Below are 16,010 nucleotides of genomic sequence, written 5' to 3' on the forward strand. Positions count from 1 at the left end.
TTCCTGGAACTATGAATGCGCCTTCACGGGCTATTCGGTCGCCGGCCGGGGTCGGGCGTCCGCGGCGGCGGGCGTGGCGACGGCGCGCGGCCGATGACGCGGGGACGAACCCGCGCCATCGGCCGCGTGCGTGGCAAGAACGAAGCGTTCGAAGCGTTCGAAGCGACAGGATCTCGAGGCCTACGCCGCCGCCTCGCCCTGCTGGCCGTTGCCCGAGCCGAGCTTGACCGGCACGACCGGGCCCTGGACGACCTTGTCGGTCTGCTGGGCCAGGATCTGGTACTGCACGCTGTCGGTCCCAAAGGGAATCGCGTTGTCGGTGAAGCTCTTGTCGGTGGTGGTGGCGATCATGGTGAAGGCGCTCTCGCCGGCGAGCTTGCGCTTGACGACGTAGAACGTGCCCTGGGGCCCCTTGCCCTTCCACCGCAGTTGCAGCGACCCGTCGAACTGCAGCGCGTAGAGCACGTCGCTGGGCGCCTCGGGCGGCGGCGTCTCGCTGGGGTTGGCCTTGGGGCTCAGGTCGGCCAGAACATACACTCGCGGATCGTCGGTGCTGGCGGCGAACGCCTTCACCTCCAAGATCAGGTCGCGCACCATGTCCAGGGCCTCGTCGGCCGCGTTGTGGTACGACGCGGTCGCGCTCTTGCTGTTGGCGCGTGCCGCGCCGGCGGCGGTCCTGAGGTTGGTCGCCGTCGCGATGGCCGAGGACACGGCCGAGACGGTCGTCGGATCGACCCCGATCGCCGCGGCGTTGGCCGTCCACGTCGCCAGGCGTTCGGTGGTCCAGTCGAGGGCCGCGCTTCGTTGTGATGGCAGATTCCTGCCCATGAGAAAGACTCCGAATCAGGGTGGAGCGGGGCGCCGTCGCCACGACCCACGGTTCATGTATGGCCGACCCCTTGCCGGCCTGCACCATGGATCGACGGTCTGGGAGGGCGACTTTGGTCCGAGTTGAAAAAACCGCGAAAGTTTTTTGCAAGTTCCGCTCTTGCAAGAACTTACGAAACAGGCCCCGCAGCCGGATCCCGGCCCCGGCGTCGGCGGGAGGGCCCAAAGAAGGCCCGAGCGAAGGCCCGAGAACACGATTTCTCCCCTCCGCGCAACGCGTTGCGCGCTCGGCGCAACAGTGAGCGCGGCCCGCGCAACGCGATCCCGGCCCCGCGCAACGCGATGCGCGAGGGGCGCAACGCGTCCTGGAGCCCGCGCAACGCGATGCGCGGGGGGCGCAACGCGTTCTGGGAGCCGCGCAACGCGATGCCGGGGCCCGGTGGCGTGATCGGCGGGCATGCACGCCGCGATGGGCCGCTGGCGGTTTGTGCTTGCGTGTTCGGCTGGGTTCTGGTATGCTGTGGGCGAGAGGAGACCAGAGATGCCCGAGAGCCGTGTCGTTCTGACCGTGCTGGCCGCCGCCACGCTGCCGCTCACCGCGTTGGCCCAGGACTGCGACCCTATCGAGATCTTCGCGCCACAGATGGCGTATGACGCGGGCGCAACGCCACTCTCCATCGACCTGGCCGATCTGGACGGCGATGGCGACGCCGACATGGCCGTGGCAAACTACATCAGTAACGACGTGAGCGTGTTGCTCAACAATGGTGATGGCACGTTTGCGTCTCAAGTGCGATACGAAGTAGGCGAACTTCCATGGTCCGTGGCGATTGGCGATCTGGACAGTGACGGTGACGGTGACCTGGCCGTCTCCAGCCGCGACAGCGACAGCGTGAGCGTGCTGCGCAATCACGGTGATGGCACATACGCGCCAGAGGTGCGCTATCGGGTCGTCGGCGGCCCCGTATCCCTGGTGATGGGAGACCTGGACAGCGATGGCCACGCAGATCTGGCGGTGGCGTGCCCCCTCACGAACGGCGTCAGCGTGCTGCTGAACAACGGCGACGGCACCTTTGCGCGGGAAGTTCAGTATCGCGCGGGCGTTCGAGCCTTCGGCGTGGCGATCGGCGACCTCGATGGCGATGGCGACGCCGACCTGGCCGTGGCGAACAGCAGCAGCGCCGATGTGAGCCTGCTCTTGAACGCCGGGGACGGCACCTTCCCGACCCAACTGCGGCATGACGCGGGCGATCAGCCCAACAACGTCGCGGTGGGCGACTTGGACGGTGATGGTGACGCGGACCTCGTCGTGGCCAACGGGGATAGCCTTGGCATCGGCGTGCTCCTGAACGACGGCAACGCCGTCTTTGCCCCCGCCGTGTTCTATGACGCGGTGTACGGCTACGGAAGCCTGGTCATCGATGACGTGGACGGCGATGGCGACGCGGACCTGGTCTTGGGCAACGCGTCTGCTCTGGATGTCAGCGTCTTCTTGAACAAAGGAGATGGAACATTCGCGCCCCGCGTGCCTTTGTCTGCCGGCCTGGAGCCCATCGGGCTGCAACTCGGCGACCTGGACGGCGACGGCGACCCGGACCTGGCCGTTACCGATGCGAGCAACGACAACGTCACCGTGCTCTTGAATCGGTGCGGGCCGTTTCCCTGCCCCGCCGATCTCGACGGCGACGGCGTGCTCACGATCTTCGACTTCCTGGCCTTCGGCAACCTCTTCGATCTGATGGACCCCATCGCCGATTTCGACGGCGACGGCGACTTCACGATCTTCGATTTTCTCTCGTTCCAGAGTGCCTTCGCTGCTGGCTGCCCGTAGCCGTTGGGCCGGGGTAGGCACGGGGCATCGCTCCTACCCTCCCCTCCCATGACCCCCACCGCCCAGACCACCGCCCAGACCTCCCAACCCGGCGAAGCCGGAGTCCTCCACACCGCCCGCCAGGGCGATATCCACCTGTGGACGCGCACCCTCATCCCCACGACGAGGGAGGCCCCCGCCGACGCGACGACGCCCGGCCGCGTGTTCCCGGTCCGCGCGGGCTGATCGGCGGGCTCGACGCGGGGGTGGGCGGCGGGCCGCGCACGCCCGAGCATCGCCCCGGGCCGCGGCGCGCGTGAGTTTCGCGGCCATCGGCCGGACTCTGGGGAACATGGGCCGCATGGGGTAGGCGAATCGACGGACCTGGTCCGAATTTGCCCTTGTGCCGTGTCGTGATTTCCGGTATGCTGGCGCGCCGAAGGAGCCACCATGCCCAACCGCACCCCCACCGTCCTCGTGCTGGCCGCCGGCCTGGCCGCCTCGACCGCACTTGCCACCCGTGCGCACGCACAGGCGTGCGACCCCGCCACGCAGTTCGAGCCCGAGCAACGCTTCGACGCGGGCGATGGGGCGTGGAGCGTGTCGCTGGGCGACCTCAACGGCGACGGCTTCCAGGACATGGCCGTGGCCAATCAGGTTTCCGACGATGTGAGCGTGCTGCTGGGCCGGGGCGACGGCACGTTCCAGCCCGAGCAACGCTTCGAAGTTGGTCAGAGGCCAGAGGGCGTGGCCATTGGTGACATCAACGGCGACGGCTTCCAGGACATGGCCGTGGCCAATCAGAGCGACTACGACGTGAGCGTGCTGCTGGGACGCGGCGACGGGACGTTCCAGCCCCAGCAACGCTTCGATGTGGGCGACCGCCCCCGGCACGTGGCGCTGGGCGACCTCAACGGCGACGGCGCCCCGGATATGGCCGTGGCGGACTTCGACGGCGACGTCAAGGTGCTGCTGGGACGCGGCGATGGCACCTTCCAGCCCGAGCAACGCTTCGACGCGGGCGCGTACTCGGTGCACGTGGCGCTGGGCGATATCAACGGCGACGGCTTCCAGGACATGGCCGTGGCGAACTCCGAGAGCGACGACGTGAGCGTGCTGCTGGGACGCGGCGATGGGACCTTCGAGACCCAGCGACGCTTCGATGCGGGCGAACGGCCCTGGAGCGTGGCGCTCAGCGACCTCGACGGCGATGGCAACCTCGACGTGGCCGTGGCGAACCTGGATGGCGACGCCGTGAGCGTGCTGATGGGACGCGGCGACGGCGGCTTGCGGCCCGCGCAACGCTTCGACGCGGGCTCGAGTCCACGGAGCGTGGCCCTCGCCGACCTGAACGGCGACGGCGCCCCGGACGTGGCCGTGCCAAGCCTGCTGAGCGACGAAGTGAGCGTGCTGCTCGGTCGCGGCGACGGGACCTTCGAGCCCCAGCAACGCTTCGGCGTGGGCGACGCGCCATGGAGCGTGGCGCTGGGCGACCTCAACGGCGACGGCGCGACGGATGTTGCGCTCGCAAGCCTGGGCAGCGCTGACGTGAGCGTGCTGATCAACCGCTGCAATCCGCCCGCCTTCTGTCCGCTCGAGCCCGAGCAACGCGTCACCGCGGGCGACAGACCACTGAGCGTGGCGCTGGGCGACCTCAACGGCGATGGCTTCCAGGACATGGCCGTGGCCAACGGCTTCAGCAACGACGTGAGCGTCCTGCCGGGCCGCGGCGACGGGACCTTCGAGCCCCAGCAACGCGTCAACGCGGGCGGAAGCCCATCGAGCGTCTCGCTGAGCGACTTCAACGGCGACGGCTTCCAGGACATGGCCGTGGCGAATCAATCCGACAGCGACGTGAGCGTGCTGCTCGGCCGTGGCGACGGCACCTTCCAGCCCCAGCAACGCTTCGACGCGGGCTCCGGACCGCGCAGCACGGCCGTGGCGGACATCAACGGTGATGGCTTTGAGGACATGGCCGTGGCGAATCGATACGACAACGACGTGAGCGTGCTGCTCGGCCGCGGCGACGGGACCTTCGAGCCCCAGCAACGCTTCGGAGCTGGCGATGGGCCGTTCGGCGTGGCGCTCGGTGACCTCGACGGCGATGGCGTCCCGGATCTGGTCGTGGCGAACGTAAGCAGCGAAGACGTGAGCGTGCTGCTCGGCCGCGGCGACGGCACCTTCGAGCCCCAGCAACGCTTCGGCGCAGGCCGTGGGCCGTTCAGCGTGGCGCTGGGCGACTTCGACGGCGATGGCGTCCATGACGTGGCCGTGGCGAACAACTTCAGCAGCGACGTAAGCGTGCTGCTCGGCCGCGGCGACGGCACCTTCGAGCCCGAGCAACGCCTCCAAGCGGGAGATGGTCCCTATAGCGTGGCGCTCGATGACATCAATGGCGACGGTTTCCTGGACATGGCCGTCGCGAATGGCTTCTTCGACTTGAGGGTGCTGCTGGGTTTGGGTGACGGGACCTTCGGGCCCCAGCAACGCGTCGGCGCGGGCAGCGGAGTGAGCGTGGCGCTCGGCGACCTCAACGGCGACCGAGTCCTGGATCTAGCCGTGACAAATGAGTCAGGCGACTACGTGGGCGTGCTGCTCAACCGCTGCGCCCCTCCGTCCTGCCCGGCCGACCTGGACGGCGACGGCGAGCTCTCGATCTTCGATTTCCTGGCCTTCCAGAACCTCTTCGACGCCAGCGACCCGCGGGCCGACTTCGACGGCGACGGCTCGCTGACGATCTTCGACTTCCTGGCCTTCCAGAACGAGTTCGACCTGGGCTGCCCGTAGTTTTGGGGCGGGGCGCGGCTCCTACCCTGCCCTCCCATGACCCCCAACGCCCAGACCGCCACCGAAGCCGCCTCCCCCCTCTCCACCCTCCGCCAGGGCGACGTCCACCTGTGGAGCCGCACCCTCATCCCCACCACCCGCGAGGCCCCCGCCGACGCGACGACGCCCAGCCACGTGTTCCTGGTGCGGGCGGGGTTCATCCGGCAGCTGGCCGCGGGGGTGTACGACTACCTGCCGCTGGCCTGGCGGAGCCTCCGCAAGATCCAGGAAATCGTCCGGCAGGAGCACGAGCGGATCGGGGCGATGGAGATGCTCTTCCCCGCGTTCGAGCCGATGAGCCTGCTGAAGGAGACCGGCCGCGACGAGGCGTACGGCGACGACCTGTTCACGCTCGAGGATCGGCACGGGCGGGCGCTGGCGCTCGCCCCGACGCACGAAGAACCCATCGTCGAGATGATGAAGGGCGCGGTGACCAGCTACAAGCAGCTGCCGCTGAGCCTGTACCAGATCCAGACCAAGTTCCGCGACGAGCCGCGGCCGCGCTCGGGCCTGCTGCGCTGCCGCGAGTTCATCATGAAGGACGCGTACAGCTTCCACCTCAATCAGCAGGGCGAGGGCGGGCTGGACGTGGCCTACGACCACTTCTACGACGCGTACACGCGGATCTTCACCAGGTGCGGCTTGACGTTCACGGCCGTCGAGGCCGAGAGCGGGCCCATCGGCGGCTCGGCCAGCCACGAATTCATGGTGCACGCCGAGAGCGGCGAGGACAAGGTCTTGGTGTGCCCGGTGAGCGGGTACGCGGCGAACGTCGAGAAGGCGGAGATCGGCGAGCGCGTGTGGTCGTTCGATGGTGATGCGGGTGAAGAACTCAAGAAGCACCACACGCCGAACATGCCTGGGATCGAGCTGGTCGCCGGGCACCTGGGGGCGACGGCGGCGGGCATGCTCAAGACGATCGTCTTCGAGCGCGTGCTCAAGGACCCGGACACCACCAAGTACGTGCTGGCCGTCGTCCGCGGCGACCACGACGTGAACGAGGGCAAGGTGCGCGACGCGGTGGGCTCGGGCGTGAGGCTGGCCGACGAGGCGAAGGCGAAGGCCGACGGGCTGGCGATCGGCTACGTGAGCCCGAGCGCGTTCGCCAAGTTGACGGGGGCGACGATCGTGGTCGATCCCGACGCCGCGCAGCCGAACGCCTGGGCGACGGGCGCCGACGAGGTGGACCACCACGTGACGGGGTGGCACTGGCATCGCGATCTCGGCTACGAGACGGGCAAGCTCAAGGTCGCCGACATCCGCAACGCCGAGGCGGGCGACCCCAGCCCGCGTGCCGAGGGCTCGACGCTCGAGGTCCAGCGGGGCATCGAGGTCGGCCACATCTTCAAGCTGGGCACGAAGTACTCCGACGCGATGGACTTCAAGGTCCTCGCCGAGGACCAGAAGCCGCGGTCGGTGACCATGGGCTGCTACGGCATCGGCGTGAGCCGGACCATGGCCGCGTGCGTCGAGATGAGCCACGACGAGAACGGCATCATCTGGCCGGCGGCCGTCGCGCCCTATCACGTCGAGATCATCCTCATGAAGCCCGAGGACGAGAAGCAGCGGTCGGTCGCCGGCGAGCTGGCCGAGAAGCTGGCGGCCAGGGGCGCCGACGTCCTGATCGACGATCGCAAGGAGCGCCCGGGCCCCAAGTTCAAGGACGCCGACCTGATCGGCATCCCGGTGCGCCTGACGCTGGGCGACAAGGCGCTGGACGCCGGCGGCGTGGAGTTCAAGCTGCGCAAGGACACCGGGAAGGGCGAGGTGGTGGCGTTCGACTCGGTGATCGACCGCTGCATCTCGGCGCTGGAGAGCGCGTGAGTTTGCTCCTCGACGCCAAGAACGTCCACAAGACCTACAAGCTGGGCCGCGTCCCGGTGCCGGTGCTGCGTGGGGCGTCGCTCAGCCTTAAAGAAAGCGAGTGGGTGGCGATCCTGGGGGCCTCGGGCAGCGGCAAGAGCACGCTGCTGCACTTAATAGGCGGCCTGGACAAGCCACAGGACGGCACGATCACCTTCCAGGGGCGCGACATCTCTCGCCTCGGGCCGGGCGGGCTGAACCGCTACCGGGCCCGCGACGTGGGTGTCGTCTTCCAGTTCTACCACCTGCTGCCCGAACTGGACGTGATGGGCAACGTGCTGCTGGGGGCGATGACCCAGGGCGTGCTGGGTCGGAAGGTCCCCGCCGAGCGGCGCGAGCGGGCGAAGGAGCTGCTGACCACCTTCGGCCTGGGCGAGCGACTCCGCCACAAGCCCGCCCAGCTCAGCGGCGGCGAGCGCCAGCGGGTGGCGATCGCACGGGCACTGATCGCCGATCCGCCTCTTCTTTTGGCCGACGAGCCCACCGGCAACCTCGACCAGCACACGGGCGAGGGCATCCTGGACGCCTTGGAGAAGGTCGTGCGGCCCGATGACCCCGAGGCCCCCAAGCGGGCGATGCTGATGGTGACCCACGACCAGCAGGTGGCCGAGCGTGCCGACCGGGTGGTGCACATGGTGGACGGGGTGATCGTGGAGGCCACCGCCTCGGCCACATAGGGATACCTTGTATGCCTATTGGGTGACCTTCTCCGCTTCCGGTTGGTCCTCACTAGGTTCTGGCCCGCGCGAAGGGGCAACAGCGCGTAGTATCGTCACGATGGATCCGCCCGGGGGGCAGGAGATGTTCGGTCGCCGGACGCCTCGGCCTGCCCGACGTGGCGGGATACAGGGCAGGGAACCCAGCACCTTGACACCCACGGGCGCCACCGGACAGCACGCTTCGGCCGATTCGGCCTCCACGGCCTCCCCGCCGTCGAGCGGGCGACCGATCGAGCTGCGCGGCCTGAGCGGCACGGTGCCCGCCACCGTCGAAGAGGTCGGCGCGGGGGCGGCGGTGGTGTTCCTGCACGGGCTGGTGGGCCTGAACGAGCACTGGGAAGAGGTCGTCCGCCTGGCAGAGCCGAGCGTTCGGTGCGTGCTGCTGCAGGTTCCCCTGCTGGACCTGCGCGGAGACGACTGCTCGATCGACGGCGTGACCGCCCTGACGATCGATTTCCTCCAGAAGCACTTCGATCATCCGGTCGTGCTCGTGGGCAACAGCTTCGGCGGCCACGTCGCGCTGCGGGTGGCGTTGCAGCGGCCCGACCTGGTGCGCGGGCTGGTGCTGGCGGGAAGCAGCGGACTCATCGAGAAGTCGATGGTCAGCGACATCCAGCTGCGCCCCAGCCGAGGCTGGCTCGAACGCAAGATCGGCGAGCTGTTCTACGACCCGGCGACGCACATGCGGGCCAGCGACATCGAGCGCGCCCACCAGCAACTGAGCGAACGCGGTGGCGCGCGGGCCATGGTGCGCCTCAGCCGCAGCGCACGGCGAAACCATCTGGGCTCGCGCATGAGCGGCATCAAGGCGCCCACGCTGCTCATCTGGGGCAAGCAGGACATCGTCACCCCGCCCGAGGCAGCCGAGCAGTTCGCCTCGATGCTGGGCCGCTCGCGGCTGGTCTGGTTCGACCGGTGCGGACACGTGCCCATGATGGAGCACCCCGAGCCGTTTGCCTCCAGGCTGGTCGAATTCGTCGAGTCGCTCGACCCCGAGCAAGCTCCAGAAAAGGCCGAAGGCTGACGGACCCGGGGCCGATGACCGCGCCGTTCCACCAACCCGGTTCGCTGCGATGGACCTCGCTCATCGGCGCGGGCCTGCACGCGCGCGTCGCCGGCCGGGCGCGCACGCTCCGCAACCACGCGTATTGGACGGCCAACACGGCCTTTATCCAGCGCGCACAGCTCCGGTCGTTGCTCGAGCAGGCCAGGGACACCGCATTTGGCCGCGAGTACGGCTTCGCGTCGGTGCTGAAAGCCGGCGATGCGGACATAGCCGCCGAGTATCGCAAGGCCGTGCCCGCGCGCGATTATGTGGCGTTCCTGCCATACGTGAAGCGGATGGTGGAAGACGCCGAGCCCGACGTGCTGTGGCCGGGACTGGTGAAGCAGTTCTGCCAGACCAGCGGCACGACGGCCGGCGACAAGCGCATTCCGATCAGCGACGCCATGATGAAGAGCAACTTCAAGGCGTCGCTGGATATCTTCTCACACGCCGTAAACTGGGGCGTATCGCTGCCGAAGCTGTTCGGCGGGCGGGCACTGTTCCTGGGCGGTTCGAGCGCACTCGATCGGCAGGAGAACGGCATCCTCGTTGGCGACCTCTCGGGCATTGCCACGCAGCAGATCCGCTGGCCGCTGAGCGCCATCTATTCACCCGGGCGAGAGATCGCCCTGATGGATCACTGGCCCAGCAAGCTCGACGCGATGGCAGAGCTGACCAGCACACAGGACATCCGCATGATCAGCGGCATGCCCAGTTGGACCGTGGCGCTCATGGAGAAGGTGCTGGCCAAGACCGGCAAGGCCCGCATCGACCAGGTGTGGCCCAACCTCACGCTGTTCACCCATGGTGGCGTGCGGTATGACCCCTTCGAGCCCACCGTTCGTCGGCTGTTCACCGGCGGCGAGCGCGATATCCCCGTGCGGCTGGAGCTGTACCCCGCCAGCGAAGGGTTCATCGCCGTCCAGGACGAATACCAGCAGCCGGGGATGCGGCTGAACGCGGATCACGGGATCTTCTACGAATTCGTCCCGCTGGAGGAAATCGACAAGGAAGACGCGCCGGCCTTCTGCGCCGATGAAGCCGAGCCCGGGCAGCGGTACGTGGTGGTGATGAGCACGTGCGCCGGGCTGTGGCGGTACGTCATCGGCGACGTGGTGGTGTTCGAGAGCGTGCCCAATCGCATCGGTTGGGGCGGGGGCACTGGGCCGGCCCGGCTGCGGATCGTCGGCCGCCACAAGCTGTTCATCAATGCCTTTGGCGAGAACATCATCGTCGAAAACATCGAGACGGCGGTCGCACGGGCGGCCCGCGAATCGGGCGTGGAGGTAGGCGAGTTCACCGCCTCTCCGGTGTATCCGGGCGAGGGCGTGCGATCGGGGCTGCAACTGGCCGTCGAGGTCGTGGGGCAACGCGACCCGAGCGCGATGGGCCGGTTTGCCGAGGTCTTCGACGCCACACTCCAGAGCGAAGTGGTGGACTATCGCGTGAAGCGGACCGACAGCCTGGGCATGGCCCCGCCCGTCGTGACGCCACTGGAACCCGGGGCGATCCACGATTGGATGCAGAGCCGCGGCAAGCTGGGAGGCCAGCACAAGGTGCCGCGTTGCGCCAACCACCGCGAGTTCATGGATGCCCTCGCGGGCCCCGTGCGCCCGGGCGAACCCGCCCAGAACCGCCCATAAGTCGGCCAGATCCGGCCGAGAGGGCGGACGCGTCTCGGCCAGCGCTCTATCGTTGATTTGCTCGCCAGCCCTGTCGGTGACGGGGGCGAGCCCGTACCGCCCGGACCCCGAATGCGAATCCTGATCTCCAACCCGGACACCATCGGCGACGTCGTGCTGCGCGAGCCGCTGTTCCGCGCCCTGACCGAGGCCGGGCACGAACTGGGACTGGTCGTCAGCCCGCTGGTGCAGCCCATGGCCCGGGCGGTCGCGCCCTCGGCGCGGCTCTTCGAACTGCCGCTCAACGTCTATGACGGCAAACTGGACGCTCAGGACGAGCGGCTGGACTCGCTGGCGGACGCCGCGACGGAATTCGGCCCCGACGTCTTCGTGGGCGCTCCGTATACCTGGACGCTGCTGGAAGAGCGACTGTGCGAGGCCCTGCCCGACGCACGAACCATCGGCCAGGCCGGAGGCAAGTTTGTCGACCCGGCCTACGGCCGCGATGAGGCCACCAAATCGCCGTTCGACGAAGTCGTTCGCGTGAACGAAGATCTTCACGAGCTGCGCAAGAGCGAGGCCCTGGCTCGCGCCGTGCTCGGCACCGAGGTCCATCTCGACGACCCGACACTCAAGCTCGAGCCCGAATTGGAGCGTTCCGCCGACGCGGTGCTGGGCAGGCTTGGCCTGGAACGGGGTTCGTTCCTGGCGGCCTGCGTGGGGCACCACGAGTTCACGGCCATTCGCAATTGGCGGCCCGAGCGATGGGCCGACGCGTTGGCGTACTGGATGGAGCGATACGAGCGACCCGTGCTGCTGCTGGGCGCCCAGAGCGAAGCAGAGGTCTCCCGATCGATCGGCGACGCGCTGGAAGCCAGGGGGCTAGAGCCCCGGCACTGGTTCGGCGGCCCCGAGGGGGACACCATGCTGATGGCCGCGTTGCTGGCCGCCAGCCGGGGCTATGTGGGGCGCGACACTGGACCCATGCACATCGCCGCGGCGCTGGGCAAGCCAGTCTTCGCGGTGTTCGGCGGTGGGACGTGGCCGAGGTTCCGCCCATTGACGCGCCCGAGCGTTTCGATCACCCTGGCGGTGCCGTGCTCGCCGTGCGACTGGCGTTGCGAGCAGCGCCGCTCGCATTGCGTGAAGGACATTCCGCTGAGCGCGGTGACGACCCAGATCGATCGTCTGGAATCTGGCGCGGTCGAAGGGGCCGACGTCATCCAGATCGAGCCCAGCCGGGCGATGCTGGTGAGCATCGCCGGCGATGCCGCAAGGGCTGCCCATCGGTACCGCGCCGAACTCTCGGTTGCTCGACGCACGCTCGACAAGAAAGACCAGGAAGCCCGGAGGAACACGATGAGCGAGAATGCGGTCATGCAACGGCTCGATCGGCTCGAACAGGCATTGCGCGAGTCGAAGTCGAGAGAGGCCGAACAGCGGGCCAGCGAAGTGACGCAGAAGCTCACGCAGAACACCCAGGCCCTGGAGCAGGCGCGGCGGGAACTCGCGCGGGCGGTCGAGCGAGCCGAGACGGCCGACCAGACCACCTCGAACCTGCAAGCCGAAGTGGCCAGGCTGCGAGCCGAGTTAGAGAAATCGCGGGCCGAGAGCGCGGAGCGCACGAAGAAGCTCGACGCCAGCGAGCAGCGTGCTCGCGATCTGGAGCAGGCCCGGGATCGCCTGACCACCCAGCGGGATGCAGCCGAGCGCGAAGCCGCCGACCTCCGCGAGAAGTACACCGGCGTTGATATCCCCAAGCTCCGGGCGGACCTTTCCAACGCCCGGCGGGTGATTGGCAGCTTGCAAGGCGAAAAGAACGAGCTGCGCCTGCGTGCCGATCAGTTGCTGGAGGAACGCCGGGCCATGGAGAAGTTGGCCGACCAATGGCTGGTAGAGATCCACGCCCTTGAGCACAAGCTTGGCGAACTGCTTGCCAGCCGCTGGCGTCAGATGGGCCAGCGATTGCACGTGGCGATGGTGTTGCCATGGGAAGACGCCGAGCGGCGCCGCCTGCTGGGTTCGAGCGCCAACGGACAGCACACGGGCTGAGGCTCGACCGGAGCGAGCATCCTGAAGGGGAGCGATTGATGACGACGACCCGCACGCAGAGCACGGGGCCCTTGCGCCACGCCCGCCAGTTGGCCGATCTCGCGCGTTCGCTTGGCTCCAAGGCTTCTGCCTCGCAGGCCCTGCACGCCGCGCTCGAGGGCGAGCATGGCGTCGTGCTGGTCGCCGGCTCACCGACCAAGGATGCCATCGAGGCGCTGGCCGCCGCGTGCAACGAACGAGGATGGCAGGCCTACGTGGCCACCGGCGATCCGGCAGCCGCACGAGGTCTCGTGGAGAAACTCCGCCGAGCCGTCATCGTCGAGCACAACGCGGCGGAGTTTCTTCGCACGCTGCCGGTCAAGCCAACCGTCGCGTTGCTGTTTGACGCCGCCACGATTCCGTCGGTGGCTGCTTCGATGTGCGATGGCGGGCTCGCGGTCGCGTTTGCGAACGGCGTCGACCATGGCAACACGTGGGACGTGGTGGGTCGTTCGGACGAGGTCATTCTGCTCACGCGTTGCAGCGAGTCTTCGGGCATCGTTCCGGTGCGACTGGACGACGAGGTGTTTGGTCGTCTTGGGGATTTGACGCGTCGTGCACTCGCCGAAGGACCCACGCCCGCGCCGCAGAGCACCATGCGCACGCCCGCGGTGGTGTCGCCTACCGGCTTTGGCAGCTTCGAGACGCGACGAAAGCTGGTGGAGACCGTGATGCTCGCGCGCCAAACGCTTTCGCCACGTCGCGAACGCCGGTTGCTCGAGGGACTGAGCCGGTGGCCCTGGGTCGTGCCCCAGGGCGCGCCGCTGCCGCCGACGATGCCCGATGGCTCGCCGTGGCCGAAGATCACGATCGTCACGCCCACGTACAACCAGGGGCACTTCATCGAGGAGACGATCCTCTCGGTCATCCACCAGGGCTACCCGAACCTCGAACACATCCTGATGGACGGCAAGTCGACCGACGACACCATGGAGGTCGTCGATCGGTATCGCGATCATTTCTCGGTTGTCGTCTCGGAGAAGGACAAGGGCCAGAGCGATGCGATCAACAAGGGCTTCGAGCGGGCCACTGGCGACATCCTCACGTGGCTGAATAGCGACGACATGCTGGCCCCCGGCACGCTGGCGGCGGCCGCGATCGCCTTCAAGACCAGCGGCGCCGACTTCATCAACGGCATGGCCCAGGTCTTTCGAGAGGGCAAGCTCGTGCACCAGTGCATCACGAGCTGCGGCGACGGACCCATGCCGCTGATGGACATGCTCGACCTCGAGAACTGCTGGCTGACCGGGCAGTTCTGGTGGCAGCCAGACTGTTTCTTTACGCGCGATCTGTGGGAGCGAGCCGGAAGCCACGTCCGCGTCGACTGGTACTATTCGATGGACTACGAGCTGTGGCTGCGCATGGCCCAGGCCGGTGCGAAGGTGCACAGCATCGGGCGGCCGATCGTCTGGTTCCGCACCCACGACGATCAGAAGACCAGCGAGGGCGAGGGCAGCGGCTTCAAGGGCGAACTGCCCAAGGTCGTCGCCGATCACTGCGAGAAGCATGGCATCCAGCGCCCCGATCGCCCGCGCGAAGCGGTCAAGCAGCGGCTGAGGGTGGCGTTCTTCAACGACGTGGGCTTCGAATACGGCGCGGGCATTGCCCACCGCAGGCTGGCGCAGGCGTTCGCGTCGGCTGGCCACGAGGTGCACGCATTTGCCGCTACGAATCCCGAGCCGATCCGTGAACATGCGTCGGTGAGCGCTCATGACGTGCTCGCGGCGCTGAAGAACGTGCGGCCCGATCTCGTCATCATCGGCAATGTCCATGGCGCCGACATCTCCCCCGAGGTGCTCAGCGCCGTTGCGGCCGAGTACGAGACGGTGTTCCTGATGCACGACATGTGGCTGCTCACCGGGAAGCAGACCTACACGGCCGACAGCACCGACCACCTCGAGGGCGTGGTTTCCGAGGCGGCCATTCGCGCGGGCTATCCGAAGGTGCCCGCCGATCGCATTCGCTGGTCGTGGGAAGCCAACCGCCGATTCCTCACCGGCTCGGAGCGGTTGACCGTACTGACCAACAGCCGCTGGCTTGCGCGGTGTGCGCAAGAGGCGCTGGATCACCCGAGCACCGTGGAAGAAGGCCAGCAACCCTTCGATCTCGGAGGACGCCCGGAGATCCGGCCCATCGCGCTGGGCCTGGACACCAACGTGTTCCGGCCACGCGACAAGGCAACCTGCCGAGACGCGCTGGGTCTGCCACAGGACGACTTCCTGATCATGGCCTCGGCGTGTTCGCTCGACGACGAGCGCAAGGGCATCGGGCACCTTGCCGAAGCCCTCAAGCAACTCGAACTGTCCGACGCCACGGTGGTGGGCGTGGGCTATGTTCCGCCAAACGCGACGCCGCCGATCCCTGGCATGCGAGCGATGGGATACATGCGTGATCCTCAACAACTCGCCATGCTCTACTCGGCGTGCGATCTGTTCGTGGCGCCCAGCACCGACGAAGCCTTCGGCCAGGTGTTCATCGAAGCGGCCGCATGCGGCACGCCGTCGATCGGCTTCCCCGTTGGCGGCGTGCCCGAGGCCATCACGCATGGGGTGACCGGCCTGGTGGCCCGTGAGGTCTCGTCCGACGCCCTGGCCGAAGCGATCGACACGCTGTATCGAGACGATGCCTATCGGCAGAACATGGGCCAATGGGGCCGAATCCACGCGCAGAACGAGTGGAGCCTGTGGACCAGCTACCAGCGCCTGCACACGGCGCTCGCCGCGAGTGGCGCCGGCGCGCGGATCGGCCTGAGCCGAAAGATCGATTTTACCCGGCCGGCCCCGGTGCCGCAGAGCGCGACGCTCATCCGGACGACCAGCCCGGGCTACGAGCCTCGCTTCGGGTTTGATTACTGGGAAGGCCCGATCGCCGACCAGAATCTCGGTCGGTTCCGCTGGTTGCGTGGCGGGACGGCCGCCGCCGTGCTGCACGCCCGAACAGGTGGACGAGCACAACTGGCGATCACCTGCCGGAACATCTTCCAGGATCAGCGACTGCGGGTCGTGCTCAACGGCAACGTGGTGCACGAAGACGCGGTCCCGGTCACGGCTCCCAGAACGGACCACGCCATCACCCTGCCCGTGCAGGTCAAGGCGGGCGCGAACCAACTCCAACTGCACACGTGGAAGTGGAACCAGGGCGAGGAGCGACCGATTTCGCTCTTGCTGACCGACCTGCGATTGATTGAGCAGTAAGGCTCAAGCATC

Annotated in this window: 10 protein-coding genes; 9 read left to right on the forward strand and 1 reads right to left on the reverse strand. The window is 67.9% G+C overall.

Translation table 11 applies throughout. The features are described 5' to 3' along the window. Positions 1-180: 180 nt before the first annotated feature. Positions 181-828: a hypothetical protein gene (locus RIE32_06625; protein MEQ9095922.1), complete on the reverse strand. Its 648-nt coding sequence runs from the start codon at positions 826-828 to the stop codon at positions 181-183. Between the two features lie 541 nt (positions 829-1,369). Between RIE32_06625 and RIE32_06630 the strand changes: the two genes are divergently transcribed. The 9 genes from RIE32_06630 (at position 1,370) to RIE32_06670 (ending at position 15,998) form a co-directional block, all read left to right on the forward strand. Further along, on the forward strand, positions 1,370-2,659 hold the full coding sequence (locus RIE32_06630; protein MEQ9095923.1) for an FG-GAP-like repeat-containing protein: 1,290 nt from the start codon (positions 1,370-1,372) through the stop codon (positions 2,657-2,659). Positions 2,660-2,707: 48 nt separating this feature from the next. Continuing rightward, positions 2,708-2,884, forward strand: coding sequence for a hypothetical protein (locus tag RIE32_06635; GenBank protein ID MEQ9095924.1), 177 nt, complete (start codon positions 2,708-2,710; stop codon positions 2,882-2,884). A gap of 204 nt (positions 2,885-3,088) precedes the next feature. Beyond that, positions 3,089-5,425 carry an FG-GAP-like repeat-containing protein gene (locus RIE32_06640; protein MEQ9095925.1) on the forward strand — a complete coding sequence of 779 codons (2,337 nt, stop codon included), beginning with the start codon at positions 3,089-3,091 and terminating at the stop codon, positions 5,423-5,425. A gap of 36 nt (positions 5,426-5,461) precedes the next feature. Further along, positions 5,462-7,288 carry a proline--tRNA ligase gene (locus tag RIE32_06645; GenBank protein MEQ9095926.1) on the forward strand — a complete coding sequence of 609 codons (1,827 nt, stop codon included), beginning with the start codon at positions 5,462-5,464 and terminating at the stop codon, positions 7,286-7,288. Further along, complete coding sequence (locus RIE32_06650) at positions 7,285-8,004, forward strand: ABC transporter ATP-binding protein (GenBank protein MEQ9095927.1); 720 nt, start codon at positions 7,285-7,287, stop codon at positions 8,002-8,004. Before RIE32_06645 ends, RIE32_06650 begins: the two co-directional genes overlap by 4 nt. 190 nt (positions 8,005-8,194) lie before the next feature. Further along, the gene (locus RIE32_06655; GenBank protein MEQ9095928.1) at positions 8,195-9,070 is read left to right on the forward strand and encodes an alpha/beta hydrolase; all 876 of its coding nucleotides are present in this window, start codon (positions 8,195-8,197) and stop codon (positions 9,068-9,070) included. Between the two features lie 14 nt (positions 9,071-9,084). Then, complete coding sequence (locus RIE32_06660; protein MEQ9095929.1) at positions 9,085-10,734, forward strand: GH3 auxin-responsive promoter family protein; 1,650 nt, start codon at positions 9,085-9,087, stop codon at positions 10,732-10,734. A 111-nt stretch (positions 10,735-10,845) separates the two neighbouring features. Next, the gene (locus RIE32_06665; GenBank protein MEQ9095930.1) at positions 10,846-12,765 is read left to right on the forward strand and encodes a glycosyltransferase family 9 protein; all 1,920 of its coding nucleotides are present in this window, start codon (positions 10,846-10,848) and stop codon (positions 12,763-12,765) included. Positions 12,766-12,803: 38 nt separating this feature from the next. Further along, positions 12,804-15,998 (forward strand): glycosyltransferase, encoded by a 3,195-nt coding sequence (locus RIE32_06670; GenBank protein ID MEQ9095931.1) that lies wholly within the window; start codon positions 12,804-12,806, stop codon positions 15,996-15,998. Positions 15,999-16,010: the final 12 nt, after the last annotated feature.

Source organism: Phycisphaerales bacterium (assembly GCA_040221175.1).
Lineage (GTDB): Bacteria > Planctomycetota > Phycisphaerae > Phycisphaerales > UBA1924 > JAHCJI01.